Consider the following 24,638-nt stretch of genomic DNA (forward strand, 5'->3'; position numbering starts at 1 on the left):
ATGACCACCGTGACGACCACCACCGCTGCCGCCGGGCCGACGCTCTCCGGCGACCGTTCCCGCCCCCGTCCGGACTGGCGCCTGCGGTTTGGCGCCCTCTCGCTGATCTGGGGTTTCAGCTTCCTGCTGATCAAGGTGGGGACGCAGGGCTACGCCCCGTTCCAGGTCACCCTGGGCAGGCTGGTGTTCGGTACGGCGGTGCTGGCGGCGGCGATGGCGTGGAAGCGGGAGCGGCTGCCGCGCGGGGCCCGCACCTGGGGCCATCTGACGGTCGCCGCGTTCCTGCTGAACGCGCTGCCCTTCTCGCTCTTCGCCTACTCCGAGCTGACCATCCCGTCCACCCTGGCCGGCATCTGCAACGCCACCTCACCGCTGTGGGGCATGGCCCTGTCGCTGGTGGCCCTGTCGGAGGACCGGCCGACCCGGATCCGCTTCGCCGGGCTCGGCCTGGGCTTCCTCGGGGTGCTGACGGTGCTGGGTGCCTGGCAGGGGTTCCACGGCCTGGACGTCACGGGCACGGCGATGGCGCTGCTGGCCTCGCTGAGCTATCCGATCGGCTGGATCTACGTCCGGCGGACGCTGGCGGGCACCGGGAACTCGCATCTGTCCATGACCGGAGCGCAGTTGCTGCTCGCGTCAGTGCAACTGGCCGTGGTGACACCGGTGTTCACCTCCTTCCCCCGGCACGTCTCATGGCTGCCCCTGCTGGCGATCGCCGCGCTGGGCGCCTTGGGCACCGGTCTCGCGGTGCTGGTCCAGTACGGCCTGGTCGCCGAGGTGGGCCCGACCACGGCCCAGATGGTCACGTACTTCATCCCGGTTATCGCCACGGCGGCGGGCGTCGCGGTACTGGGCGAGTCGCTGCGGTGGAGCACACCGGTGGGAGCGGTGGTGGTACTGGCCGGGGCCGCGCTCACCCAGATGCGGCCCAAGGAGAGGGTTCCTGAGAAGGGCGGCCGCTAGCCCAGCACCCGTCCCCTCCCCGGTCCCGTCGCCGCCGCCACCGCCGCCGCCAGGCGTCCGGTCTCCTCGGGGGTCAGCGTGGAGACGGTGATGCGGATGCCCGGCGGGGTCGCCATCCGGTAGCGCGCCCCCGGGGACACCCCCCACCCCTCGTGCAGCAGCCGGGCCACCGCCCCCGTCTCGTCCGGGACCGGGACCCAGACGTTCATGCCGCTGCGGCCGTGGGCCTCGATGCCGTGGTCCGCGAGAGCGTCGACGAGCAGTTCCCGGCGGGCCCGGTAGGCCGCCGCCACCGCCGGCCCGTCCATCGCACCGTCGGCCCACATCCGGACCACCGTGCGCTGCAGCAGGTGGCTCACCCAGCCCGGCCCCAGGCGCTGGCGGCCCCGCACCCGGTCGACCGTGACCTCGTCGCCGGTCATGACGGCCAGGCGCAGGTCGGGGCCGTAGGCCTTGGCGACCGAGCGGAGGAAGGCCCAGTGGTGGGTGCCGCCCACCAGGGGGTGCGGGGGGAGGTCGACGATGCCGTGCCCGTGGTCGTCCTCGATCAGCACGGTGCCCGGGTGTTCGCGCAGGAGGGCACGGAGGGCACGCGCGCGGGGCGCGCTCACCGCGGCGCCGGTCGGATTGTGCGCCCGCGCCGTGACGATCAGGGCACGGGCCCCCGAATCCAGCGCCTGGCGCAGTCCGTCGGGACGCGGTCCCTCGTCGTCCACCGCCACCGGGACGGCCCGCAGGCCCAGCGCGGGAACGAGATCGAGGATGCGGGCCCAGCCGGGGTCCTCGACGGCGACCGCGTCACCCGGCTTGAGGTGGGCCAGCAGCACGCGCTCGACGGCGTCGAGGGAGCCCGAGGTGACGGTGACCGGGCCGCCGGGCACGCCGTCGGCGGCGAACGCGGCGCGCGAGATCCGCTCCAGCTCCGGCTCGACCGGGTCGGCGCCGTAGAGGACCGGCGCGCGGTCGGCCTCCGCCGCCACGGCCGCCAGGGCGGGCGCGAGCGCGGGCAGCAGCGCGGGGTCGGGGTTGCCGGAGGACAGGTCACGCACCCCGGCCGGCAGGTCCACGCCGATCTGGTCGCGGCCGGTGGTGGCCGGCTTGGGCCGGACCCGGCTGCCGCGCCGGCCGGAGGTCTCGATGACCCCGCGCTCGCGCAGGGTGCGGTACGCGGCCGCCACCGTATTGGGATTCACCCCGAGGCGGGATGCCAACTCCCGCATCGGCGGGAGCAGTTGCCCGGGTTCCAGCGCCCCGGAACCCACCGCGCGCTCGACGCTGGCCGCAATCTCCGCTGCGCCACGCCCTTCGATCGTATATTCTCCTAGCACAAAGCAGATTATGCACTAGTGCAATGGAGGAGCGCAATGGAGACCGCCGCCCAGGCGACCGTGCCGCACCAGCCCGCCGCCTACCCCAGGACCGACCGCACGGTTCCCACCCGCTCCGCGGACCGGGCGTCGTACGACAAGGAGCTCGTGCACTCGATCCTCGACGAGGGCTACCTCTGCCACCTCGGCTTCGTGCGCGACGGCGCGCCGGTGGTGCTGCCGACGCTCTACGGCCGGGTCGGCGAGGTGCTGTACCTGCACGGCTCCACGGGCTCGCGCCCGCTGCGCATGGCCGGGGAGACCGACCCCGGGCTCCCGGTGTGCGTGACGGTCACCCACGTCGACGGTCTGGTGCTGGCCCGTTCGGCCTTCCACCACTCGATCAACTACCGCTCGGTGGTGGTGCACGGCATCGCCCACCAGGTGACCGACCCCGAGGAGCGGCGCCTCGCCCTGGACGCCCTGGTCGACCACGTCGTCACGGGGCGCTCCGCCGACTCCCGCCCGGCGAACAAGAAGGAACTGGCCGCGACCGCGGTGATCCGCCTGGACCTGACCGAGGTGTCCGCGAAGACCCGGACGGGCGGCGCCAACGACGACCCCGAGGACCTGGGCCTGCCGTACTGGGCGGGCGTGGTGCCGCTGCGCAAGGGCTACGACGCGCCGATCGCCAACGACGACCTGCCGGCGGACGTCGCGGTCCCGTCGTACCTGAAGAACGCCTGATCCGGGCAGCAGTGGGTCGACGCGCCCCTTCAGGGGCGCGGGACCGTGTCGGACCTGCGGTCACCGCCGCGTGGGCGCGACAAGCCCCCACGCGCCCGCACCTCCCCACCGGCCGCGGCCCGGCCCACCACCGGTTCGGGTACGGGAGTCGAGGACTGCGCGATGAAGGCCCCGGCCAGCACGACCAGCCCTCCCAGCACCTGCGGCACCGCCAGCCGCTCCCCCAGCAGCACCCAGGCCAGCACGGTCGCCACCACCGCCTCCAGACAGGCGACCACCCCCGCCACCTGCGGGGACAGCCGCCGTACCGACAGCACACCGGTGGCATACGCGACGACCGTCGCGACCAGCACGATCCATGCCAGCAGGGCCACCGCGGGCACGGAGACCCCGTTCATGCGCGCGACGCCGCCCAGCACCGACCAGTCCATCTCCCAGGGCCGGGCCACCACGGTGAGCAGCCCGGCGCCGACCAGCAGGCCGTACGCGATCACGCCCAGCGGGTCCACCCCGTCGCCCCCGCCGTGGTCGGCGAGCACGAAGTACCCCACCTGGCAGCAGGCCGCGCCCAGCGCCAGCGCCAGTCCCAGCGCGTCGAAGCGCAGTCCGGACCACGCTTCCACGACGCACGCCAGGCCGCCCGCCGCGAGGACCACGCCGAGCGCGGCGGCGCGGGTGACCGGCCGCCGCTGCACGAACCGGACCCAGCCGAGCACCAGCGCGGGAGCGAGGTACTCCACGAGCAGCGCCACCCCCACGGGTATCCGGGAGATCGCGGCGAAGTAGCAGGCCTGGACGCCCGCGACGGCGAGCAGGCCGAACCCGGCGAGCAGCGCGGGCCGGCGGCGCGGCAGGTCTCGGTGACGGACGGCGAGCGGCAGCATCACCACAGCGGCACCGGCCACCCGGAGCCACACCACGTGCAGCGGGGCCAGCCCGGCCTCGATCAGCGGCTTGGCCGCGACGCCCGAGCCGCCGAAGGCGAGCGCCGAACCGAGGGCGAGGAAGAGCCCGAGGCTCTTTCCGTGGTGGCTGCTGTCAGTGGTGCGCACCGGCACATGATGCCAGGGGGCGACATGAGCGTCACCCCTTGTGGCACCTGTCTCAACGGCTGGACGTGCGGTTCTCCAGCCCGGGCTCCCGCAGCCCGTCGTCCCCGTCGATCCGGACGGCCAGCTCCCGGGCGGCCACACCGGCCCGCTCCAGGACCTCGACGGCCCGCGACTGCGGGTCGCCCACCAGGCCCGCGAGGAGGTCGACGCCGTGGGCGCGGGCGGCGCCCCGGCGCCGGGCGCGGCTGCGGGCGTACTCCACAGCGGCCGCCGCCACCGGGGACCAGCCGCCGTCCCCCTTGCCTTCGGGGGACGTGAGAGCCGGCAGCGCGCCGGAGTCCTCGATGCCGCTCTGCCAGCGCAGGCCGTAGCCGATGCTGCGCTGGACCAGGTAGCCGAGCAGCCGGGCGAGTTGCGCGTCGCCGATGACGCCGCGGACCTCGGGGTCGTTCTCGATCAGGGAGTGCAGCAGGTGGGCGGTGTCGACCTGGCGGTCCCCGTCCCGTACGGCCCGGCGTCGCGCACCGGCGACCACCGCTGCCAGCTCGGCACCGAGTCCGGCGTCGTCGTCCGCGTGGATGCCGCCCTGGTCCTGTCCGGGCTGGCGGGGAATACGGGGTTGCACTCCTCCACCTCATCAATCCCGGGCGTCCGAGTCATCCACGGGGGGAAGCATTTTCGCGTCCCACGCAGAGTGGACGGCGGGGGTCGGAATCTCCTCCTCAGGGAGGAGATCAGGCCGGTTCGGACCCGACCGCGCCCACGCCCGCGCCATTTTCTGACGGTTCATCAGTATTGAATGTTCGACGTCCTGCGGCTACGTTCCGCGCACCGTAGCCCGACACGAAGGGGTGGCCCCATGGCCGAAGTCAGCGCGGAGGCACGCATCCAGGCACCGGCCGAGAAGGTGTGGGCCCAGCTCACCGACTGGTCGGCGTACGGAGAGTGGAACGCGACCCACACGAATTTCCCCAAGGGCGGCCCCGAGACCCTGGCGGTGGGCGGCACCTTCCAGGAGAACATGAAGCTGATGGGCTTCCCGGCGGAGGTCGAGTGGACCATCGAGGAACTGGAGCCGGCCCGGGTGCTGGCGATCCGCGGCAAGGGCCCGATGGCGGTGACCGTCGCGACGCGCTACACGCTGACCCCGGACGGGGCGGCCACGGGGGTGCGGATCGACGGCGAGTTCACGGGCGCGGCCGTGTCGCTGATGGCGGGCAAGCTCAAGGACTCGGCGACGGCGGCGCTGAACGAGTCGCTGCGCAGGCTGGGCGCCCTGGTGGCCTGAGCCGGGCCCCGCACACGCGGGGCGCCCCCGCGGAGGGGTCCGCGGGGCGCCCGGTGCGCTGTCGGTCAGTCCTCGTCGGCGAGGATGAGGTACAGCTTCTTGCGGGTCTCGTTGATGACGGCCAGCGCCTTCTCGCGCTGCTCCTTGGTACCGGTCTTCCAGACCTGCCCGAAGGCCTCCATCAGGCCGAAGCCGGCCTGGCGGATCTCGCCGAGCGCCTCGAAGTCGACCCCGCGGGAAGCCTCTTCCCAGGGTGCGTCCGGGCCCTCGCCGGCGGCGGTACGGCCGCTGTCGGTGAGGGAGAACAGCTTCTTGCCGCCCTCACTCTCACTGGCGATCAGACCCTCGTCCTCCAGCAGCTGGAGGGTGGGGTAGACCGAGCCGGGGCTGGGCTTCCAGGCACCGCCACTGCGCTCGGCGATCTCCTGGATCATCTCGTAGCCGTGCATCGGGCGGTCCTTCAGCAGGGCCAGGATCGAGGCCCGTACGTCACCGCGCCGCGCCCTCCCCCTGGGTCCGCCGCGCCCTCGCGGCCCCCAGTGGCCCGGCCCGAAACCGGGACCGCCGGGACCGAAGCCGGGACCGCCGGGGCCGAAGGGCCCGAACGCCGCACGGCGGTCGTCACGTCCATGTCCACGCTCGAATCCGTGGGAACGCATGGGAATCACTCCATTCCATCGTTGATCTGTCGCGTATCGTTCGCGATGCCTCAACGATATATCGCAACCGCTCGCCTGACAACCCCCTTCCGATGGACGGCAGCGGCCCCAGCGGGTTGCATGATCATGCGGTCTCATGCATAATCTTCCTATGTCCAAGGTCCTCACCTCCCTTCCCGCCGGCGAGCGCGTCGGCATCGCCTTCTCCGGCGGGCTCGACACCTCGGTCGCGGTCGCGTGGATGCGTGACAAGGGCGCCGTCCCGTGCACCTACACCGCCGACATCGGCCAGTACGACGAGCCCGACATCGCCTCGGTGCCCGGCCGTGCGCACACCTACGGTGCCGAGATCGCGCGCCTGGTCGACTGCCGGGCCGCACTGGTCGAGGAGGGCCTGGCCGCGCTGACCTGCGGTGCGTTCCACATCCGCTCGGGCGGGCGGGCGTACTTCAACACCACCCCGCTGGGCCGGGCGGTCACCGGCACCCTGCTGGTGCGGGCGATGCTGGAGGACGACGTCCAGATCTGGGGCGACGGCTCGACCTTCAAGGGCAACGACATCGAGCGGTTCTACCGGTACGGGCTGCTCGCCAACCCGCACCTGCGGATCTACAAGCCCTGGCTGGACGCGGACTTCGTGACCGAGCTCGGCGGCCGCAAGGAGATGTCCGAGTGGCTGCTCGCGCACGGGCTGCCGTACCGGGACAGCACGGAGAAGGCGTACTCCACGGACGCCAACATCTGGGGCGCCACGCACGAGGCGAAGACCCTGGAGCACCTGGACAACGGCATCGAGACCGTCGACCCCATCATGGGCGTGCGGTTCTGGGACCCCGAGGTCGAGATCCTGCCCGAGGACGTGACCGTCGGCTTCGACCAGGGCCGGCCGGTGACGATCAACGGCAAGGAGTTCGGGACCGCCGTCGAGCTGGTCATGGAGGCGAACGCGATCGGCGGCCGGCACGGGCTCGGCATGTCGGACCAGATCGAGAACCGGATCATCGAGGCGAAGAGCCGCGGGATCTACGAGGCGCCGGGCATGGCGCTGCTGCACGCCGCCTACGAGCGGCTGGTCAACGCGATCCACAACGAGGACACGCTCGCGCAGTACCACAACGAGGGCCGGCGGCTCGGACGCCTCATGTACGAGGGCCGGTGGCTGGACCCGCAGGCGCTGATGATCCGGGAATCGCTCCAGCGGTGGGTCGGCGCGGCCGTCACCGGTGAGGTGACGCTGCGGCTGCGGCGCGGCGAGGACTACTCGATCCTCGACACGACGGGGCCGGCCTTCAGCTACCACCCCGACAAGCTCTCGATGGAGCGCACCGAGGACGCCGCGTTCGGTCCGGTGGACCGGATCGGCCAGCTCACGATGCGCAACCTCGACATCGCCGACTCCCGCGCGAAGCTGGAGCAGTACGCGGGGCTCGGTCTGATCGGCTCCGCCAACCCGGCGATCGGGGCTGCGCAGGCCGCGGCGACCGGTCTCATCGGCACCATGCCGGAGGGGGGCGCCGAGGCGATCGCGTCCCGTGGGGAGGCGGCGCCGGACGCCGACGAGCTGCTGGACCGGGCCGCCATGGAGCTGGGCACGGACTGAGCGACACATCCGAAAAGGGCCGACTCCTCAGGGGTCGGCCCTTTTCGCAGCTCCGGCGGCACAGGCGACACGGCAGGGACTGCGGGAGGAGGGCCGCCCGCGACACCGTCGTGCGCATGCGCGCAGCTCCCCGCGCCCCCATCGAGCGCCGAGGTCATCGCCGACCGGCTGGCCGGTGCGGCGCCGTGGGGGCTGGTCGCGCAGTTCCCCGCGCCCCCACGAAGCGCCGCCGTGCCCGGCGACCGGCTGGCCGGTGCGGCACCGTCGGGGCTGGGCGCGCAGTTCCCCGCGCCCCCACGAAGCGCCGTCGTGCCCGGCGGCCCGCTGGCCAGCGCGGCACCGTCGGGGCTGGGCGCGCAGTTCCCCGCGCCCCCAAAGCGCCGTCGTGGCCGGCGGCCGGGTGCTCGCTGCGGCGCCGTCGTGGGGCGCGCGGTGCCCCGGTCGAAGCCTGCCGGAGGAACCACGAAACAAGCCCCGCCCCGACAGCCCCGCACCGGCCCTGGCGGGTGAACTGGTTCGGCCTCCTGGGGGGAAACGGGCCAGGAGGCGTGAATTGGCCTTGGGCGGGCGTGGGTCGGCGGGCCTAGCGTCTGGGGCATGCGGATTCGAATCGTCGATGCCTTTGCCGAGCGGGTCTTCGCCGGGAACCCGGCCGGGGTCGTCCTGCTGGACGCCTTCCCCGACGACGGCTGGATGCAGAACGTCGCCATGGAGGTGAACCACGCCGAGACCGCCTTCGCGCACCCGTTGCCCGAGGGCGCGGAGGCCGACTGGGCGCTGCGCTGGTTCACCCCCGTCACGGAGGTCGCGATGTGCGGTCACGCCACGCTCGCCACCGCCCATGTGCTGAGCACGACGGGGGCGCACCCGGGACCCGTGCGCTTCGCCACCCGAAGCGGCGTGCTGACCGCGACCCCCGGCGCGGACGGGTCGATCACCCTGGACTTCCCCACCGCACCGCTCACCCGAGTCGACGCACCCGACGGGGTCGCCGAGGCGCTCGGCTCCGAGCCGGTCGCCGTGTTCGACACCGGCCCGAACTTGGGGGACCTGCTCGTGGAACTCGCCGACGAGAAGACGGTGCTGGGGCTCTCCCCCGATCACCGGACCCTCGGCGCCCACTCCGAGCGCGGGATCATCGCCACCGCACGGGCCGAGGACCCGGCCAGGGGCTACGACTACGTCTCCCGCTGCTTCTTCCCCAACGTCGGCATCGACGAGGACCCGGTGACCGGGAGCGCGCACACCGCCCTCGCGCCGCACTGGTCGGGCCGGCTCGGCAGCGACGACCTGACCGGGCTGCAGGCCTCCCGCCGTACCGGACTCGTCCGCACCGGCCTGCGCGGTGACCGCGTCCTGCTCACCGGGCGCGCGGTCACCGTCATCGACGGGGAACTGCTCACGCCGTAGGCAGCCAGCCCACCTTGCCGGCGAGCAGCGCGTAACCCACGAACGCGCCGATGTCGAGCAGCGAGTGCGCCACCACCAGGGGGCCGACCCGCCCCCACCGCCGGTACAGGTAGACGAAGACGACGCCCATCACCATGTTGGCGACGAAGCCGCCGATCCCCTGGTAGAGGTGGTACGACCCGCGCAGTACGGCGCTGGCCACCAGCGCCGTACCGGCGGTCCACCCCAACTGGTCCAGGCGGCGCAGCAGATAGCCGACGACGATGACCTCTTCGAGGATGGCGTTCTGCATCGCGGACAGGATCAGTACGGGGTACTTCCACCACACGCCGGGCAGCGCCTCGGGCACCACCGTGAGGTTGAACCCGAGCCCGCGTGCGGCCAGGTAGAAGGCGATCCCGGTGCTGCCGATCACCGCCGCGACGCCCGCGCCACGCCCGAGGTCGGGCCAGGGACGGGTCCGGTCGAAGCCGAGGGTGCGCAGGCTCGCGCCCTCACGGAGCAGCAGGTGCGCCACCAGCAGGACGGGGACCAGCGCGCTGGCGATGCCGAACAGCTGCCAGGCGAGGTCCAGCCAGGGGCGGCCGGGCGCGGCGGACGCGTTGAGGGTCGCCGCCTGGTCCTTGAGCCCGCCCGGTTTGGTGACCGACCCGATGAAGCTGATCAGCGCCGACACGCCGCTCGCCCCGAGCGACAGCCCCAGAACCAGCAGCGTCTCGTCCCTGAACATGCGCTGCGAGGGCCGTTCCACGGGGTAAGAACCGGCCACCGAACCCGCCTCCACCTGCACACCTGCCTCCAGTCGAGCAAACCCCACGCCGTGGGTCGTCACAGCTTGCCCGATGGAGACCGAGGAGGCACGGGCGGCCCCCTGCAGGGAGCGGGCCCATCGCGGAACGCGGGCCCGTCACCGCGCCCGCGTTCCGCTCACCCCGTCAGCGCCGGTTCGAATAACCCCACCGGCCACGTGTGCACGGGCTCCCCCGCGTTCATCAGCTCGGCATAGCGCCGCGTCACCCCGGCCAGCGCCACATCCCTCGGCAGTCCCCGCTCCAGCGCCCGGTGGAAGGTCGCCGCCTGCCAGGAGGCCCCGTTGACCCGCCGCCGGCAACGTTCCTCGATCACGCCCAGGTAGAAGTCCCGGTCGGCCGGCTCCACCCCCCACCCGTCGAGCCCGGACGCCGCCAGCGGCAGCAACTCGTCGCGGACCAGGGTGACCGCGTCCACCTCCGCCGTACCGCCGCCGTACCGCGCCCTCCTCGGCCAGACCAGCCGGGCGTCGATCCCGTCCCGGCACGCCGCGTCGAAGTTCGCCTCGGCGACGGAGAACGGCATCCGCGTCCACACCGGGCGGGACTCCTCGGCGAGCGCGCGGACCAGACCGTAGTAGAACGCCGCGTTGGCGACGACGTCGGTGATGGTGGGGCCGGCGGGCAGGACCCGGTTCTCGACCCGGAGGTGGGGTACGCCGTCGGCGATGCCGTAGACGGGCCGGTTCCAGCGGTACACCGTGCCGTTGTGCAGGACGAGTTCGGCGAGCTTGGGCACCCCGCCCGCGTCGAGCACGGCCAGCGGGTCCTCCTCGTCGCAGATCGGCAGGAGCGCCGGGAAGAAGCGCAGGTTCTCCTCGAACAGTTCGTACGCGGAGCTGATCCAGCGTTCACCGAACCAGGTGCGCGGCCGTACGCCCTGGGCCTGGAGTTCGGGCGGGCGGGTGTCGGTGGCCTGGAGGAACAGCGGGGGCCGGGACTCCCGCCACAGTTCGCGGCCGAAGAGGAAGGGGGAGTTGGCGCCCACGGCGATCTGCGGGGCGACGGCCGCCTGCGCCGCGTTCCACACGTCCGCGAAGCGGCCCGGGGTGACCTGGAGGTGCAGCTGCACCGACGTGCACGCGGCCTCCGGGACGATCGACTTGGACGTGCACACGAGATGCTCGACGCCCTCGATGTCGAGCCGGAAGTCCTCGCCGCGGGCGGCCACGATCTGGTCGTTGAGGAGGGTGTAGCGGTCGACCTCGGAGAGGTTCGCGGAGACCAGGTCGTCCCGCTCCAGCGTCGGCAGGATGCCGATCATCACGATGCCGGCGTCCACCTCGCGCGCCTTGCGGTCCGCGTACGCGAGGGAGGTGCGCAGCTCCTCCGCGAGCCGGTCGAATACCCGGCCGCCGAGCCGGTGCGGAGCGATGTTGACTTCCAGATTGAACATGGCGAGTTCTGTTTGGAAATCACGGCTCGCGATGCGTTCGAGCACCTGGCCGTTCAGCATTCTCGGCATACCGTCCGCACCGGCGAGATTCAATTCGATCTCGACACCCATGAGGTTCTTGGGGCGGTCGAACCGCTTCTCCACCAGCAGCCGCTCCAGCCCCGACAGACAGTCCTGGAGCTTTTCGCGGTAGCGCTGGCGATCGGACAGGTCGAACCGGCCCGCCACGACCTTCTCCCCCATCGAAGTGTCCCTCCTCGAATGGGCGGACCGAGTTCCGGCCGCCGGTGTCCCGGGTCCAGGTGGGATGATGCCCAGCCCGGGCGATCGATAACGTCGCGCGCAGGACGGACACCCGCTACTCTGTTGGAATGTGTCCTGCGGCACATTCACGCGGCATGGGGCATCACGCAACTGCGGGTTCCCCGTTCTCCTCGTGAAAAACGCCGACGACATTCGGCCGACCGCGAGAGCCTCGTATTCCGAGGTCAGCGGGGTCGCGGCAGCCGGTAAATCGGGAGGATTCCCCACGAATCAATGACCGAATTGCCCCTTGTTCTGTTCTGTGTAACGGCCCGGTGAAACACCACCTGAACACGTGTCGTATAAACTCCGCGAACAAGGCAGAAGGCTGGCGCCCACGGTCCTGGTTCCTGCCGTCCGAGCGCATGCGGCCGGCATCGTCCGCACCTCTTTTCACCGAACCTGGCCGCCGCCTCTCTGACCCCCTGTGAGCTGACAGCGCCGTCCGCCCCCGCCCTCGCGCCACCGCGCCTGTCGAATGAGAGGCGACCCACCATGCCGTTGCTAGTCCCTCCTGCCCCCGCGCCCGCACTGCGTTCCGTCCTCACCGCCCTCGGTTCCCCCACCGCGGTCGACGAGGCCCGTACCCCTTCCCTGCGCACCGCCCAGGGACCCGTGACCCCCGAACTGCCGCTGCCCGTGCACGTACTGGACCGGATCACCCCGGAGGGCATGTCCGCCACCCGGCTGGCCGGCTGGCGCTTCCTGATCCGCTGCGGCGACCGGGCGGTGGCCGCGGCCGAGACGATGCTCACCCCTGACGGCTGGGCCTTCTCGCACTTCTTCGAGGGGCCCTACATCACCTCCACCGAGCGGGCCCTGCACCAGGCGGAGGCCCTGCCGGGGACCTACCAGCCGCGCCTGCTGTCCCTGCCCGGCCTGTACATGCTCACCCTGTGGCTGCACGGTGACTGCGCGGCGGACGGCGCCGAAGGCCACCCGGCCGACACCGACCTGCTCGTCCCGCTGGCACCCGCCCCGCCCGGCATCGCGGCCCACCGGCCCCACCTGGTGGCCGAACTGCTGCCGGTGCTCACCGACCGCGTCACCCCGGCACCCCTGCTCATCACACCGGCCTGAGAGACCGCTTCTCTTGCGAGCGGTGAATTGCTCGTACGAGCAATTCACCGCTCGCAAGAGAAGAACTAGCCCCATCCGGCCATGGAAAACCACCCGAATTGACAAGCCGGTGGAGATGAACCGTCCGGCCGGGTGACGCGTCTGAAACCTGTGAGAAGCGGTGCCGCGAAATCCCTGCGGAACAGCGCCCGGAGGGCAACACTGGTTCACGACCGACTCGTCACCACGGGGGACCGACATGACCACGACAAAGCGAGAGACCCCACCCATGTGCCAGCACCAACCGCCGTGTCCGACCGCCGAATCCGCCGACCGGGAGTCCGCCCGCCTCACGGCGCACCACCCGGAGCAGGGCTGGAGCCTGCTGTGCAACGGCGTTCTCCTCTTCGAGGACACCGGTGAGCTCCTGCCCGACGGCCAGATCATCGCCCCGCACCGCCCGCTCGGTGCCGGCAGCGTGATGACCGCGGCCTGAACAACACCGCACCACCCCCGGGCGGCCCCGCCGCTCCGCCCGGTGACAATGAAGGGGCCGGACGCACACTTGGTGCGCACCGGCCCCGACGTGCGTCCGGGGTCCGTCACTCCCGGTGGCCGAGCGCTGCGCGCAGCGCGAAGTAGGCGGGCTTGGGGGCGAGTTGGTCGTCCCAGGGCAGGGCCGCGCCCTCTCCCGGGAAGACGGCCGGGATCCACGAGTACTTGTCCGTCCAGTCCCAGATCGTGATCCCCACACACCGCCGCACCGCCAGGCACGCCGTGGTCAGGTCCGCGTACCAGGTCGCCTGCTCGGCCAGCTTCTCGTCGGTCGCGGGCAGCTGCATCCGCACGTCCACCTCGGTGAGCGCGGTGTCCAGGCGGAGCCGGGAGAAGCGGCGGAGGTTCTCCTCCAGGGTGCCGGGATAGCCGTACTGCAGGGCGAGGTGGGCCTGGAAGCCGATGCCGTCCAACGGCACGTGCGCGGCCTTCAGTTCGCGGGCGAGCGTGTAGTAGGCGTCGCTCTTCGGGCCGACGGCCTCGATGTTGTAGTCGTTGAGGTACAGCTTGGCGCCCGGGTCGGCCTGGTGGGCCCAGCGCAGCGCGTCGGCGATGTAGCCGGGGCCGAGGGTCTTGTACCAGATGGTCTCGCGGTAGCTGCCGTCCTCGTTGAACGCCTCGTTGACGACGTCCCAGGAGTAGACCTTGCCCCGGTAGTGCCGTACCTCGGTCTGGATGTGCTTCTTCAGCACCGCCCGCAGTTCGGGGGCGGTCCAGGTGCGGGAGGTGAGCCAGTCGGGCAGCTGGCTGTGCCAGACCAGGGTGTGGGCGCGGACCCGCTGGTGGTGCTCGCGGGCGAGATGCACGATCTGGTCGCCCTCGGTCCAGTCGAAGACACCCTGCTGGGGCTCGGTGGCGTACCACTTCATGCCGTTGCCGGGTGTGATCGTGTCGAACTCGGAGCCGAGCAGCCTCGTGTAGGCGGGGTCGGTGAGTTCGGGGTTGTCGGTGGCGCTGCCGAAGTAACGGCCGTGCCGCTGGGCCAGCTCGGCGAGGGTGGGCTGCCGGTCGTGGGCCTGGGCGGCGGGTCCGGTGGCGATCCCGGCCGCCACGAGCACGGCCGCGAGGGCAGCGGCGACTCTGAGACGTGTGCGTGACATCGTGCGACTCCTCGGAATGGAAGGGATGTTCAGCCCTTGGTGGCGCCGGCGCTTAGGCCGCCGACCAGCTGGCGTTCGGCGACCGAGTAGAAGGCCAGGGCGGGAACCATGGCGAGGACCAGGTAGGCGAACACACGGGCGTAGTCCGTGGCGTACTGGCCCTGGAACTGCTGCACGCCGACGGGGACGGTCCACCACGTGGAGTCGTTGAAGACCAGCAGTGGCAGGAAGAAGTTGTTCCAGCTGGTGACGACCGCGAGCACGGAGACCGTGCCCAGGGCCGGCCGGGCCATCGGCAGCAGGATCCGCCAGAAGAAGGCGAACGGCCCACAGCCGTCGAGGGTGGCCGCCTCCTCCAGCTCCCCGGGGATCTCCCGGAAGAAGCCGCGCAGGATGATGATGGTCATCGGCAGCCCGAACGCGGCCTGCGGCAGGATCACGCCCAGCGGATTGTCCAGCAGGCCCATCGAGCGCAGCAGCAGGAAGAGCGGCAGGGCGGCCACCGCGAACGGGAACATCAGCCCCATCGTGAACACGGTGAACAGGACCTCACGCCCGCGGAAGGCGAACCGCGCGAAGGAGAACGCCGCCGGCGCCGACACGGCGACCACCAGCACCGTCGAGGCCACCGCGATCAGCGCGCTGTTGCCGATCAGCCGCCAGAAGGACCCGGATCCCAGGATGTCGGTGTAGTGGGAGACGACCCAGGAGTGGGGCAGCCCCACCGGGTTGGCGGACAGCTCCTTGGTGGACTTGAACCCGGACAGCGCCGCGTACACCACCGGTACGGCCATCAGCGCGCCGACCACGACCAGCACCAGGTGCAGCGGCAGGCCGCGCACGGATGCGCTGGAGGTGCTGGGGGTGGCAGATGCCCTACGGTCGCTCATGCGCCGTCTCCCCTCATGTTCGTGGTGGCGCCCGCCAGGTCACGGCGGAGCACGAACCGCTGGTAGGCGAGGCCGAAGACGAGACTGATGGCGAACATGACCACGCTGATGGCACTGGCGTAGCCGACCTGGTAGCGCTTGAACCCGTACTGGAACATGGTCACGGCCATGGTCTCCGAGTGGTGGTCGGGGCCGCCCGCGGTGACCACCCACACCAGGTCGAAGAGCTGGATGGAGCCGATGACCGACAGGAAGACGCTGATGCGCAGGGTGGGGGCGAGCAGCGGCAGGGTGATGTGGCGGAAGCGCTGCCAGGGGCCCGCGCCGTCGACGATGGCCGCCTCCGTCAGCTCGGCGGGGATCGACTGGAGTCCGGCCAGGTAGAGCATCATGTGGAAGCCGAAGTACTTCCACGACATGACGAGGAAGAGGGTGGCCATGACGGTGGAGGGGTCGGAGAACCACTCCCCGCCGAGTCCGTCCAGTCCGATGGCGCCCAGCACGTGGTCGGCGAGCCCCTGGTCCGGGGCGAAGATCATGCCGAACAGGACACCGGTGATGGCCTCGGAGAGCACGTAGGGCGCGAAGAACAGCATCCGGTAGACGGCGCGGCCGCGGATCTTCTGGTTGAGCAGGACCGCCATGGCGAGCGCGAACGGCAGTTGCAGCGCCAGCGAGAGCAGGACCAGCAGCAGGCAGCGCCAGAGGTCGCCGAGGAAGACGTCGTCCTGGAAGAGCCGGGTGAAGTTGTCGGTGCCCGTGTAGTCGGAGGGCATCCCGAAGCCGCCCCAGCGGAAGAACGAGGCGTACAGCGCGAAGAGGATCGGCAGCAGGACGAGGACGCCGAACAGCGCCAGGGCGGGCAGTTGGAAGCCCATCGCCGTGAGCCAGTGCAGCAGCCGCCGCCGGGAACGCGCCCGGCCCGGTGTCACCGGGAGCTGCGGCGCGGCGTCCGGCCCGGACCTCATGTCCGGCAGGTAGGTCGAGGTCATCGGGTGGCCTACTGCTCTTCCTTCGCGGCCTTGGTGATCGCCTGGGTGACGTCCTCGGGCGACTTGGAGCCGGCGATCAGGCCGGCCACGCTGTCGTTGACCTGCTGGCCCACGGCGGGTGGGTAGGCCTGGTCGAGGTAGAGCTGGAAGCCGGTGGCGGCTTTCAACTGGGCCTGTACGAGCTTGAGGTTGCGGTCGGTCAGCGCGCTCTCGGCGGCCGGTACGACGGGTATGACGCCGGTCTTCTTGACCAGTTCCACGTCCGTGGCCTCGGAGGCGAAGAACTTCAGGAAGTCGACGGCGGCCTGCGGGGCGCCGGCCCGCAGCGCGTGTGCGCCGCCGCCTCCGAAGACCTCGGTGATGCTGCCCTTGCCGCCCTCGACGGCCGGGAACGGGAAGAACCCGAGGTTCGCGCCGATGCCCTTGCCCGCGTCGGCCTCCACGACCGGCGCCCACTGGCCCATCAGCTCCATCGCGGCCTTGCCGTTGCCGACGGTGGCGGCCTGGCCGGTCGGGCTGGAGTACGCGGCGCCGAGGAACCCCTTCTGGAACGGCTGGAGTTGGACCAGGTCCTTCAGGTGCTGTCCGGCCTGCACGAGCCCGGCGCCGGTGAAGTCCTTGTCGTCGTCGGCCTTTTTGAGGGCGTCGATCCCCGCGGTCCGCATGGCGAGGTACGCCCAGTAGTACATGCCGGTCCAGCTCTCCTTGCCGGCCAGGGCGAGCGGGGTGACCCCGGCGGCCTTCAGCTTCTTCACGGCGTCCAGGAAGGCGCTCCAGGTGGTGGGAGGTGCGCTGATCCCGGCCTGCTTGAAGAGCGCCTTGTTGTACCAGAAGCCGATCATGCCGATGTCGAACGGGATGCCGTAGGTCTTGCCGTCCATGAGGTACGGCTCCTTGGCAACCGGGAGCAGGCCGCCGGCCCAGGGCTTGGTTGCGTCGGTGAGGTCCTCGACGAGTCCCGCGGCGACCTGCTGCTGGAGGACCCCGCCGCCCCAGGTGTGGAAGATGTCGGGAAGCTTGCCCGAGGCGGTCAGCGCGGTCATCTTCGACTTGTAGGCGTCGTTCTCCAGCTGGACGATCTTTACCTTGACCTTGGGGTTCTGCGCCTCGAACTTCTTGGCGAGGGCCGCCCACACGCCTTTCGTCGGGCTGGTCGTGGAGATGTTCCACCACTCGATGGTGGTGGTCCCCGACGACCCTCCGTCCGAGCCTGAGCCACAGCCGCTGAGGGCGGTCACACCCAGGCCGGCGGCCGCGGTGGCCGCCAGGAAACCGCGACGGGACAGTGCCGGGTCGCCCATGATGCGCTCCTCGGGGTACGGGACGGCCGACGCCGTCCAGCTTCGAAACATTCGACGTTTTCCTCGAACGTTCCGAACGGCGACTCTAGAAAGGGGGATCAGGAGCGTCAAGGTGTCGCGCAACAGCTGATGGGCATGCGAACCAGTGACCGCGCGTGGCCGACTGGGGCCGCCGAACTCTCGTTCCGAAAGTTTCGGCAAGATCGACGAACATTACGAAAGAGGCTTCAGTCCTCCGGTGTTCACCCCGAACACGCCGAACACACCGGACGCGCCCAACGCGGCGAACGCGGTGCCCTCCACGGGGATCTGACGGGGCGTGTGGCGGATCACGGGCCGGGGTACCCGGCCTATCGCTGGGAGAAGCCCGGGACAGCTGTGGAGGAACGGTGGAGTCCATGCCCCGTGACCACGCCCATGGGCCCGGTCGGGTGGTGGTCGGAGTGAGCGGTTCGCTGGGCAGCGTCACAGCCCTGTGCCGGGCGGCGACGGAGGCCCGGCGCCGTGGCGCGGAGCTGTGGCCTGTACTGGCCTGGGAGCCGCCGGGCGGCGAACTGGCGGCGCGCCGGTCCGCGGCCTCGACACTGCTGGTCGACGAGTGGGACCGGCTGGCCAGGCACCGGCTGCGCGCACTGCTGTCGGAGGTCTTCGGCGACGCCGGGCCCGGCGTACCGCTGAACGGCCTCGTCGTACGCGGCGCCCCGGGGCCGGCCCTGGTGGAGCTGGCCGGCCGGGACGAGGACGTACTGGTCGTCGGCACCGGCAGGCGCGGCTGGCGCCGGGCCTTCTCGGGCCGGGTGGCCGCCTACTGCCTGCGCCACGCGCGCTGCCCCGTCCTGGCCGTCCCGCCCTCCCCCCTGGAGCGGGCGTTGGCGGCCGCACACCGGCGCAACAGCTGGCACCTCCCGCTGACTTCGAAGCAGTTGTCGTAGCGGTACGGATGACGCTCGGTGTCCGGCCCCGCGCACCCGGCCGCCGCCCCCCGTACAGCCGAACGTGCCGCTCCGGTCCCCGGGCACCCTCTTCCTGCTGCCCACCCCCGCCCGCCAGGCCATTCTTAACGCAAGCTTGACGCCTCAGGCACCGCTGATCCGTGGGCCCACACGTCACTCTCTGCATACGCTGGTGCCGCCGTCCGCGTGATGGCCGGAAATCGAACCACCCCCGCACCACACCGCGCCGGACACCAGGAGCCCGCCCGATGGCCACGACCGAGCACCCCTCCCCCAGCCGCCTGCGCGCCTGGATGCTGGAGGGGCTGTCCGACATGGGCAAGGGCGGCGGCCACACGGGCCCCCACGCGCAGCCCGAACCGCCGCACCAGGGCCAGCGCTGGTGGCGGGTGATGTGCCTGACCGGCGTCGACTACTTCTCGACCCTCGGCTATCAGCCGGGCATCGCCGCCCTGGCGGCCGGCCTGCTCTCGCCGATCGCGACCATCGTGCTCGTGATCGTCACCCTGGCCGGCGCCCTGCCGGTCTACCGCCGCGTCGCCGAGGAGAGTCCGCACGGCGAGGGCTCCATCGCCATGCTGGAGCGGCTGCTCTCCTTCTGGCAGGGCAAGCTGTTCGTGCTGACCCTGCTCGGCTTCGCCGCCACCGACTTCCTGATCACGATCACGCTCTCGGCCGCCGACGCCTCCACCCACCTGGTGGAGAACCCCCATCTGGCCGACGCCCTGCACGGCAAGCAGATGATCATCACGCTGTTCCTGGTGGCCCTGCTCGGCGCGGTCTTCCTCAAGGGCTTCCTGGAAGCCATCGGCGTCGCGGTCGCCCTGGTCGGGGTCTACCTCGCCCTCAACGTCGTCGTGGTGATCGTCGGCTTCTGGCACGTCATCACCGCCGAGCACGTCGTCACCGACTGGACCAGCGCCCTCACCGCGGAACACGGCAACGTCTTCGTCATGGTCGGCGTCGCCCTGATCGTCTTCCCGAAGCTCGCCCTCGGCCTGTCCGGGTTCGAGACCGGTGTCGCCGTCATGCCGCACGTCAAGGGCGACCCGGGCGACACCGAGCAGCAGCCCACCGGCCGGATCCGGGACACCAAGAAGCTGCTCACCACGGCCGCCCTGATCATGAGCGTCTTCCTGATCGCGACCAGCTTCATCACCACGCTGCTGATCCCGGAGAACGAGTTCAAGCCGGGCGGCGCCGCCAACGGCCGTGCCCTCGCCTACCTAGCGCACCAGTACCTGGGCGGCGCCTTCGGCACGGTCTACGACATCTCCACGATCTGCATCCTGTGGTTCGCCGGCGCCTCCGCCATGGCCGGGCTGCTCAACCTCATGCCCCGCTACCTGCCCCGCTACGGCATGGCCCCGCACTGGGCCCGCGCCGTGCGTCCGATGGTCATCGTCTTCACCCTGATCGCCTTCCTGGTCACCTGGATCTTCGACGCCAGCGTGGACGCGCAGGGCGGCGCCTACGCCACCGGCGTGCTGGTCCTGATCAGCTCCGCGGCCATCGCGGTGACCATCGCCGCCCGCAAGGCCGGACAGCACAAGTGGTCCGTCGCCTTCGCGGTGATCTCGGCGGTGTTCCTGTACACGACGGTCGTGAACGTCATCGAGCGCCCGGACGGCGTGAAGATCGGCGCCTGCTTCATCGTCGGCATCATCCTGGTGTCGCTGCTGTCGCGGCTGGCCCGGGCCTTCGAGCTGCGCGTGACGAGCGTGACCCTCGACGACATGGCGGAGCGGTTCATCAGGGACATGGCCAGCCGCAGGATCCGGTTCATCGCCAACGAGCCGGACGCCCGTGACAAGGCCGAGTACCGCGACAAGATCGACCAGATCCGGGCCGACAACGACATGCCCGAACAGGAGGACTTCGTCTTCGTCGAGGTCACCGTCACCGACCCTTCCGAGTTCGAGGCAAGCCTCACCGTCCGCGGCGAGGTCCTGCACGGCCGCTACCGCGTGCTGACCCTGGAGTCGGCCTCCATCCCCAACGCCCTGGCCGCCCTGCTGCTGCACGTCCGCGACACGACCGGCGTCATCCCGCACATCTACTTCGAGTGGACCGAGGGCGGCCCGTTCGCTAACTTCCTGCGCTTCTTCCTCTTCGGCCAGGGCGAGGTCGCCCCGGTCACCCGGGAGGTGCTGCGCGAGGCCGAGCCGGACCGCGCCCGGCGCCCGCGCGTCCACACGGGCTGACCCGCTCCCCCGGCACTCCGGCTCCCCCCCGGCCCGGGTCGTAAGAATCCCGTCAAGAACCGGTCAGTCCGCATAAGAACCCCGTCAGCGGGCGCTCCGCCACGCCCACCGGCCCCTACCGTCGGCCTCATGGAGGACAAAGGACCCGGTGGCCGGGCGACCGGTGACCGCACCTGGCGCGGCAGCGCACGCCTGGCCGTCTGCTGCGCCTTGGGCTTCGGCGGCCTCACCGTCGGGGTGGACTGGGACGCCGGCAGCCTCACTCCGGCCCGCGCGCTGCTCTGGGTGACCCTCTCGGCCACCATCCTCGGCATGCTGCTGCCGGCCCGTGTCACCGCGGGGCCCGGCTGGCTCGCGGTCCGCGGCCCGCTGCGCCGCCGTACGGTCCGCACCGACTCCCTCGTCTCCGTCGGCCAGTACGGCGACGTCGCCGCGCATCTGGTCCTGCGCGACACCCTGGGCCACCGGCTGGAACTCGACCCGGCTGTCCTGCACGCCAACCCCCTGCTCTGGCACGAACTGGACACCGGAGTCCGGCGCTCCCTGGAGCGCGGCACCCTGCGCCGGGGCACCGAGGTGCTGGCCCGGCTCGGACACGAGATCGACGACACGAACGCCCGCGCAGTCCTGGAGGCGTCCGGGCTCGGCTGACCCCCGCCCCTCGTCCGCGCACCCCGCCACCCGGCCCTATGGTGAGCGCATGCCTTCCTACACGATCGGCCAGGCGGCACGGCTGCTCGGCGTCAGCCCGGACACCGCCCGCCGCTGGGCCGACGCGGGCCGGATGGTCACCCATCGCGACGAGGGCGGCCGGCGGCTCATCGACGGCGCGGACCTCGCGGCGTTCTCCGTGGAGCTGGCCAAGGCGGGCGCCGGCGAGGAGGAGGCCTCCCACACCTCGGTGCGCAACGCGTTCCCCGGCATCGTCACGGCGATCAAGCTCGGCGACGTCGCCGCCCAGGTGGAGATCCAGGCCGGCCCGCACCGGCTGGTGTCCCTGCTCACCCGGGAGGCCGTGGAGGAACTCGGCCTGGAGGTCGGCATGGCGGCCACCGCCCGGGTGAAGTCGACGAACGTGCACATCGACCGCGCCTGAGCGGTCCCCCGCACGGTCCGGGTGACCGCGCCGGGCGCCACACCCCCGTACGAACGCACATGCCAGGCGCAGGGCAGAGATGCGCAGCTCATGCGATGTGACAGGGGACTTACGCCTGGCACATGCGGCAGTATCATCATCACGCGGCCTCGGCCGGTCGCAGCAGGGCGCGACAGTTCTCTCACACGACGCAGAGGAGTTCACTCGTGATGACCCGTTCCGCGCGACTGACCCGGCGGACCCTCCGGGTGGCCGGTGTCTCGATCGCGGCCCTGCTGGCCCTGAGCGCCTGCTCGTCCTCCGACGACTCGTCCGCGACGACCACGTCCAACACCTCGTCCTCGGCGTCGCCCAAGCTGTCGGGTTCGATCACCGTGTTCGCGGCGGCCTCCCTCAAGGAGAGCTTCACGACGCTGAAGGCCGACTTCGAGAAGGCCCACCCCGGCACCAGGGTCGACTTCAGCTTCGGCGGCAGCGACACCCTCGCCGCACAGATCACCAGCGGCGCGCCCGCCGACGTCTTCGCCGCCGCGAGCGCCAGGACCATGGCGGTCGTGACGGACAAGAAGGACACCGCCACCCCGCCGGCCACCTTCGTCCGCAACCAGCTGGAGATCGCCACCCTGCCGGGCAACCCCGACAAGGTCTCCTCCCTCAAGGACCTCACGAGGTCCGGTCTCAAGGTCGTGCTCTGCGACCGGACGGTGCCCTGCGGAGCTGCCGCCCAGAAGGCCCTGGCCGCGAGCAAGCTCAAGCTCACCCCGGTCTCCTACGAGGAGGACGTCAAGTCCGCCCTCAACAAGGTGGTGCTCAAGGAGGCCGACGCGGCCGTCGTCTACAAGACCGACGTGCGGGCCGCGGGCAGCAAGGTGCAGGGCGTGGAGTTCCCCGAGTCCTCGAGCGCGATCAACGACTATCCGATCGCCCTGCTGAAGAACGCCCCGAACCCGTCGGTGGCCAAGGCGTTCATCGCCCTGGTGCGATCCGCCGAAGGCCGGCAGGTCCTCGACCAGGCCGGGTTCCTCAAGCCGTGACGAGGGCCGACGAGTCCGGCGCCGCGGCCGGCCCCCGCACCGGCCGCCCGTGGCGCCGACGCGTCCGCACCGCCGTACCGCTACCGCTCCTCCTCCCCGGAGCGGTAGCCCTGGCGTTCCTCCTGCTGCCCCTGGTCGCGCTCCTGCTCCGCGCCCCCTGGAGCAGCCTCCCCGCCCTGCTGACCAGCCCCGACGTCTGGAAGGCCCTCCAGCTCTCGCTGTTCAGCGCGACGGCGGCGACGGCGGTGAGCCTGGTCCTCGGCGTGCCGCTGGCCTGGCTGCTGGCCCGTACCCGGTTCCCCGGCCGGGGTCTCGTCCGCGCGCTGGTCACCCTCCCCCTGGTGCTCCCCCCGGTCGTCGGCGGTGTGGCCCTCCTCCTGGCACTCGGCCGCAACGGCGTCGCCGGCCAGTGGCTGGACGCCTGGTTCGGCATCACGCTCCCGTTCACGACGACCGCGGTGGTGATCGCCGAGTCCTTCGTGGCCATGCCGTTCCTGGTGATCAGCGTGGAGGGCACGCTCCGCGCCGCCGACCCGCGCTACGAGGAGGCGGCGACCACCCTGGGCGCGTCCCGCTTCACCGCGTTCCGCCGGGTCACGCTCCCGCTGATCGCACCCGGCATCGCGGCGGGCGCGGTCCTGGCCTGGGCCCGCGCGCTGGGCGAGTTCGGAGCGACGATCACCTTCGCGGGCAACTTCCCGGGCCGCACCCAGACCATGCCCCTGGCGGTCTACCTGGCCCTCCAGAACGACCCCGACGCGGCGATCGCCCTCAGCCTGGTCCTGCTGGCGGTGTCGATCGCGGTACTGGCGGGCCTGCGCGACCGTTGGATGAAAGCACCATGACCCCTCCGCCCCGGCCCGCGGCCGACACCGGTCTCGACGCCCACCTCGTCGTCGCCCGCCCCGCCTTCCACCTGGACATCACCCTCACCGCCGCCCCCGGCGAGGTCGTCGCCCTCCTCGGCCCCAACGGAGCGGGCAAGACCACCGCCCTGCGCGCCCTTGCCGGTCTCACCGACCTCACCGCCGGCCATCTCCGTCTGGACGGCGAGCGACTGGACCGCACGCCCCCCGAGTCCCGTCCGGTGGGCGTCGTCTTCCAGGACTACCTCCTCTTCCCCCACCTCACAGCCCTGGACAACGTGGCCTTCGGCCCACGCTGCCAGGGTGCGACGAAGGCCGAGTCCCGCGCGCTGGCAGCCGCCTGGCTGGACCGGATGGGGCTCGCCGGCCACGCCGGGACCAAACCCCGCCGTCTCTCCGGCGGCCAGGCCCAGCGCGTCGCCCTGGCCCGCGCGCTGGCCACCCGCCCCCGGCTGCTCCTCCTCGACGAACCCCTCGCCGCCCTCGACGCCCGCACCCGCCTGGACGTACGCTCCCAGCTCCGCCGGCACCTCGCCGATTTCGAGGCCGTGGCGGTGCTGGTGACGCACGACCCGCTGGACGCCATGGTGCTGGCCGACCGCCTGATCGTGATCGAGGACGGCAGAGTCGTCCAGCAGGGCAGCCCGGCCGACATCGCCCGCCGCCCGCGCACCGACTACATCGCCCACCTGGTCGGCCTCAACCTCTACCGGGGCCGGGCCGAGGGCTACACGGTGAAGACCGCGAGCGGCCCCGCGATCACCATCGCCGAGGAGCTGACCGGTGACGTCTTCGTCGCGTTCCCGCCGAGCGCGGTGACCCTCTTCCGGGACCGCCCCACGGGCACCAGCGCCCGCAACCTCTGGCGCTGCGAGGTCACCGGCCTGGAGACGCACGGCGACCAGATCCGCGCCGCACTGACCGGCGGACTCCCCCTCGCCGCCGACCTCACCACGGTCTCGGCGGCCGAACTCGACCTGCATCCGGGAGCCGCGGTCTGGGCCACGGTCAAGGCGAGCCAGACGCACGCGTACCCGGCGTGAACGCGGAAGGC

24 protein-coding genes are annotated in these 24,638 nt (G+C 71.6%); 14 read left to right on the top strand and 10 right to left on the bottom strand.

Going from position 1 to position 24,638, the window contains the following annotated elements; genetic code table 11:
- A complete protein-coding gene (locus tag AB0G52_RS29430) occupies positions 1–963 on the top strand; it encodes a DMT family transporter (protein WP_132887744.1) in 963 nt (320 codons plus the stop codon).
- On the opposite strand, the gene AB0G52_RS29435 is transcribed toward AB0G52_RS29430, so the two are convergent.
- Entirely contained in the window at positions 960–2,291 is a 1,332-nt protein-coding gene (locus AB0G52_RS29435; protein ID WP_361340266.1) for an aminotransferase class I/II-fold pyridoxal phosphate-dependent enzyme, read from the bottom strand. The genes AB0G52_RS29430 and AB0G52_RS29435 overlap by 4 nt on opposite strands.
- Positions 2,292–2,327: 36 nt before the next feature.
- On the opposite strand from AB0G52_RS29435, the gene AB0G52_RS29440 reads away from it, so the two are divergent.
- Complete coding sequence (locus AB0G52_RS29440) at positions 2,328–3,017, top strand: pyridoxamine 5'-phosphate oxidase family protein (protein WP_132887742.1); 690 nt, start codon at positions 2,328–2,330, stop codon at positions 3,015–3,017.
- A 29-nt stretch (positions 3,018–3,046) separates the two neighbouring features.
- Here the strand turns inward: AB0G52_RS29440 and AB0G52_RS29445 are convergent, their stop codons facing one another.
- A complete protein-coding gene (locus AB0G52_RS29445) occupies positions 3,047–4,075 on the bottom strand; it encodes an EamA family transporter (RefSeq protein ID WP_132887741.1) in 1,029 nt (342 codons plus the stop codon).
- A 46-nt stretch (positions 4,076–4,121) separates the two neighbouring features.
- Complete coding sequence (locus AB0G52_RS29450; protein ID WP_132887740.1) at positions 4,122–4,694, bottom strand: Clp protease N-terminal domain-containing protein; 573 nt, start codon at positions 4,692–4,694, stop codon at positions 4,122–4,124.
- Positions 4,695–4,928: 234 nt separating this feature from the next.
- On the opposite strand from AB0G52_RS29450, the gene AB0G52_RS29455 reads away from it, so the two are divergent.
- Positions 4,929–5,357 carry an SRPBCC family protein gene (locus AB0G52_RS29455; RefSeq protein WP_132887739.1) on the top strand — a complete coding sequence of 143 codons (429 nt, stop codon included), beginning with the start codon at positions 4,929–4,931 and terminating at the stop codon, positions 5,355–5,357.
- Between the two features lie 65 nt (positions 5,358–5,422).
- On the opposite strand, the gene AB0G52_RS29460 is transcribed toward AB0G52_RS29455, so the two are convergent.
- Positions 5,423–6,016 (bottom strand): PadR family transcriptional regulator, encoded by a 594-nt coding sequence (locus tag AB0G52_RS29460; RefSeq protein WP_132887738.1) that lies wholly within the window; start codon positions 6,014–6,016, stop codon positions 5,423–5,425.
- A gap of 151 nt (positions 6,017–6,167) precedes the next feature.
- Between AB0G52_RS29460 and argG the strand changes: the two genes are divergently transcribed.
- Together argG and AB0G52_RS29470 are read left to right on the top strand one after the other, a co-directional pair.
- Positions 6,168–7,616 carry an argininosuccinate synthase gene (gene argG / locus AB0G52_RS29465; protein WP_132887737.1) on the top strand — a complete coding sequence of 483 codons (1,449 nt, stop codon included), beginning with the start codon at positions 6,168–6,170 and terminating at the stop codon, positions 7,614–7,616.
- Between the two features lie 597 nt (positions 7,617–8,213).
- Positions 8,214–9,026: a PhzF family phenazine biosynthesis protein gene (locus AB0G52_RS29470; RefSeq protein ID WP_132887736.1), complete on the top strand. Its 813-nt coding sequence runs from the start codon at positions 8,214–8,216 to the stop codon at positions 9,024–9,026.
- Here AB0G52_RS29470 and AB0G52_RS29475 read toward each other — a convergent pair.
- Both AB0G52_RS29475 and AB0G52_RS29480 read right to left on the bottom strand, forming a co-directional pair.
- Positions 9,016–9,816 (bottom strand): type II CAAX endopeptidase family protein, encoded by an 801-nt coding sequence (locus tag AB0G52_RS29475; RefSeq protein WP_361340272.1) that lies wholly within the window; start codon positions 9,814–9,816, stop codon positions 9,016–9,018. The genes AB0G52_RS29470 and AB0G52_RS29475 overlap by 11 nt on opposite strands.
- A 137-nt stretch (positions 9,817–9,953) precedes the next feature.
- On the bottom strand, positions 9,954–11,474 hold the full coding sequence (locus tag AB0G52_RS29480) for a glutamate--cysteine ligase (RefSeq protein ID WP_361340275.1): 1,521 nt from the start codon (positions 11,472–11,474) through the stop codon (positions 9,954–9,956).
- A gap of 555 nt (positions 11,475–12,029) precedes the next feature.
- Between AB0G52_RS29480 and AB0G52_RS29485 the strand changes: the two genes are divergently transcribed.
- A complete protein-coding gene (locus AB0G52_RS29485) occupies positions 12,030–12,614 on the top strand; it encodes a hypothetical protein (protein WP_132887733.1) in 585 nt (194 codons plus the stop codon).
- Positions 12,615–12,882: 268 nt separating this feature from the next.
- The gene (locus AB0G52_RS29490) at positions 12,883–13,089 is read left to right on the top strand and encodes a DUF5999 family protein (RefSeq protein WP_046727224.1); all 207 of its coding nucleotides are present in this window, start codon (positions 12,883–12,885) and stop codon (positions 13,087–13,089) included.
- A gap of 106 nt (positions 13,090–13,195) precedes the next feature.
- Here the strand turns inward: AB0G52_RS29490 and AB0G52_RS29495 are convergent, their stop codons facing one another.
- From AB0G52_RS29495 to AB0G52_RS29510, 4 genes are read right to left on the bottom strand one after another with little or no spacing between them, the layout of a single operon-like run.
- Entirely contained in the window at positions 13,196–14,248 is a 1,053-nt protein-coding gene (locus AB0G52_RS29495; protein WP_361340279.1) for an endo-1,4-beta-xylanase, read from the bottom strand.
- Positions 14,249–14,277: 29 nt separating this feature from the next.
- Positions 14,278–15,138, bottom strand: a complete 861-nt coding sequence (locus AB0G52_RS29500) for a carbohydrate ABC transporter permease (RefSeq protein ID WP_132887731.1) — start codon at positions 15,136–15,138, stop codon at positions 14,278–14,280.
- Positions 15,135–16,130 (bottom strand): sugar ABC transporter permease, encoded by a 996-nt coding sequence (locus AB0G52_RS29505; RefSeq protein ID WP_361340283.1) that lies wholly within the window; start codon positions 16,128–16,130, stop codon positions 15,135–15,137. Before AB0G52_RS29505 ends, AB0G52_RS29500 begins: the two co-directional genes overlap by 4 nt.
- Before the next feature lie 8 nt (positions 16,131–16,138).
- Positions 16,139–17,431 carry an extracellular solute-binding protein gene (locus AB0G52_RS29510; RefSeq protein WP_132887729.1) on the bottom strand — a complete coding sequence of 431 codons (1,293 nt, stop codon included), beginning with the start codon at positions 17,429–17,431 and terminating at the stop codon, positions 16,139–16,141.
- 398 nt (positions 17,432–17,829) lie between these two features.
- Here AB0G52_RS29510 and AB0G52_RS29515 point away from each other — a divergent pair, with 398 nt between their 5' ends.
- From AB0G52_RS29515 to AB0G52_RS29545, 7 genes are all read left to right on the top strand, one after another.
- A complete protein-coding gene (locus tag AB0G52_RS29515) occupies positions 17,830–18,363 on the top strand; it encodes a universal stress protein (RefSeq protein ID WP_361340286.1) in 534 nt (177 codons plus the stop codon).
- A 269-nt stretch (positions 18,364–18,632) separates the two neighbouring features.
- Positions 18,633–20,588: an APC family permease gene (locus AB0G52_RS29520; RefSeq protein ID WP_132887727.1), complete on the top strand. Its 1,956-nt coding sequence runs from the start codon at positions 18,633–18,635 to the stop codon at positions 20,586–20,588.
- A 129-nt stretch (positions 20,589–20,717) separates the two neighbouring features.
- On the top strand, positions 20,718–21,239 hold the full coding sequence (locus AB0G52_RS29525) for a hypothetical protein (RefSeq protein ID WP_361340290.1): 522 nt from the start codon (positions 20,718–20,720) through the stop codon (positions 21,237–21,239).
- Between the two features lie 49 nt (positions 21,240–21,288).
- Positions 21,289–21,684 (top strand): helix-turn-helix transcriptional regulator, encoded by a 396-nt coding sequence (locus tag AB0G52_RS29530; protein ID WP_132887725.1) that lies wholly within the window; start codon positions 21,289–21,291, stop codon positions 21,682–21,684.
- A 209-nt stretch (positions 21,685–21,893) separates the two neighbouring features.
- Positions 21,894–22,718 carry a molybdate ABC transporter substrate-binding protein gene (gene modA, locus AB0G52_RS29535; protein ID WP_361340293.1) on the top strand — a complete coding sequence of 275 codons (825 nt, stop codon included), beginning with the start codon at positions 21,894–21,896 and terminating at the stop codon, positions 22,716–22,718.
- On the top strand, positions 22,715–23,563 hold the full coding sequence (locus AB0G52_RS29540) for an ABC transporter permease (protein ID WP_361340296.1): 849 nt from the start codon (positions 22,715–22,717) through the stop codon (positions 23,561–23,563). Before modA ends, AB0G52_RS29540 begins: the two co-directional genes overlap by 4 nt.
- Positions 23,560–24,627 carry an ABC transporter ATP-binding protein gene (locus tag AB0G52_RS29545; protein WP_361340299.1) on the top strand — a complete coding sequence of 356 codons (1,068 nt, stop codon included), beginning with the start codon at positions 23,560–23,562 and terminating at the stop codon, positions 24,625–24,627. The genes AB0G52_RS29540 and AB0G52_RS29545 overlap by 4 nt, the downstream gene beginning before the upstream one ends.
- Positions 24,628–24,638: the final 11 nt, after the last annotated feature.

It is taken from the genome of Streptomyces sp. NPDC021562, from assembly GCF_040640875.1.
GTDB lineage: Bacteria > Actinomycetota > Actinomycetes > Streptomycetales > Streptomycetaceae > Streptomyces.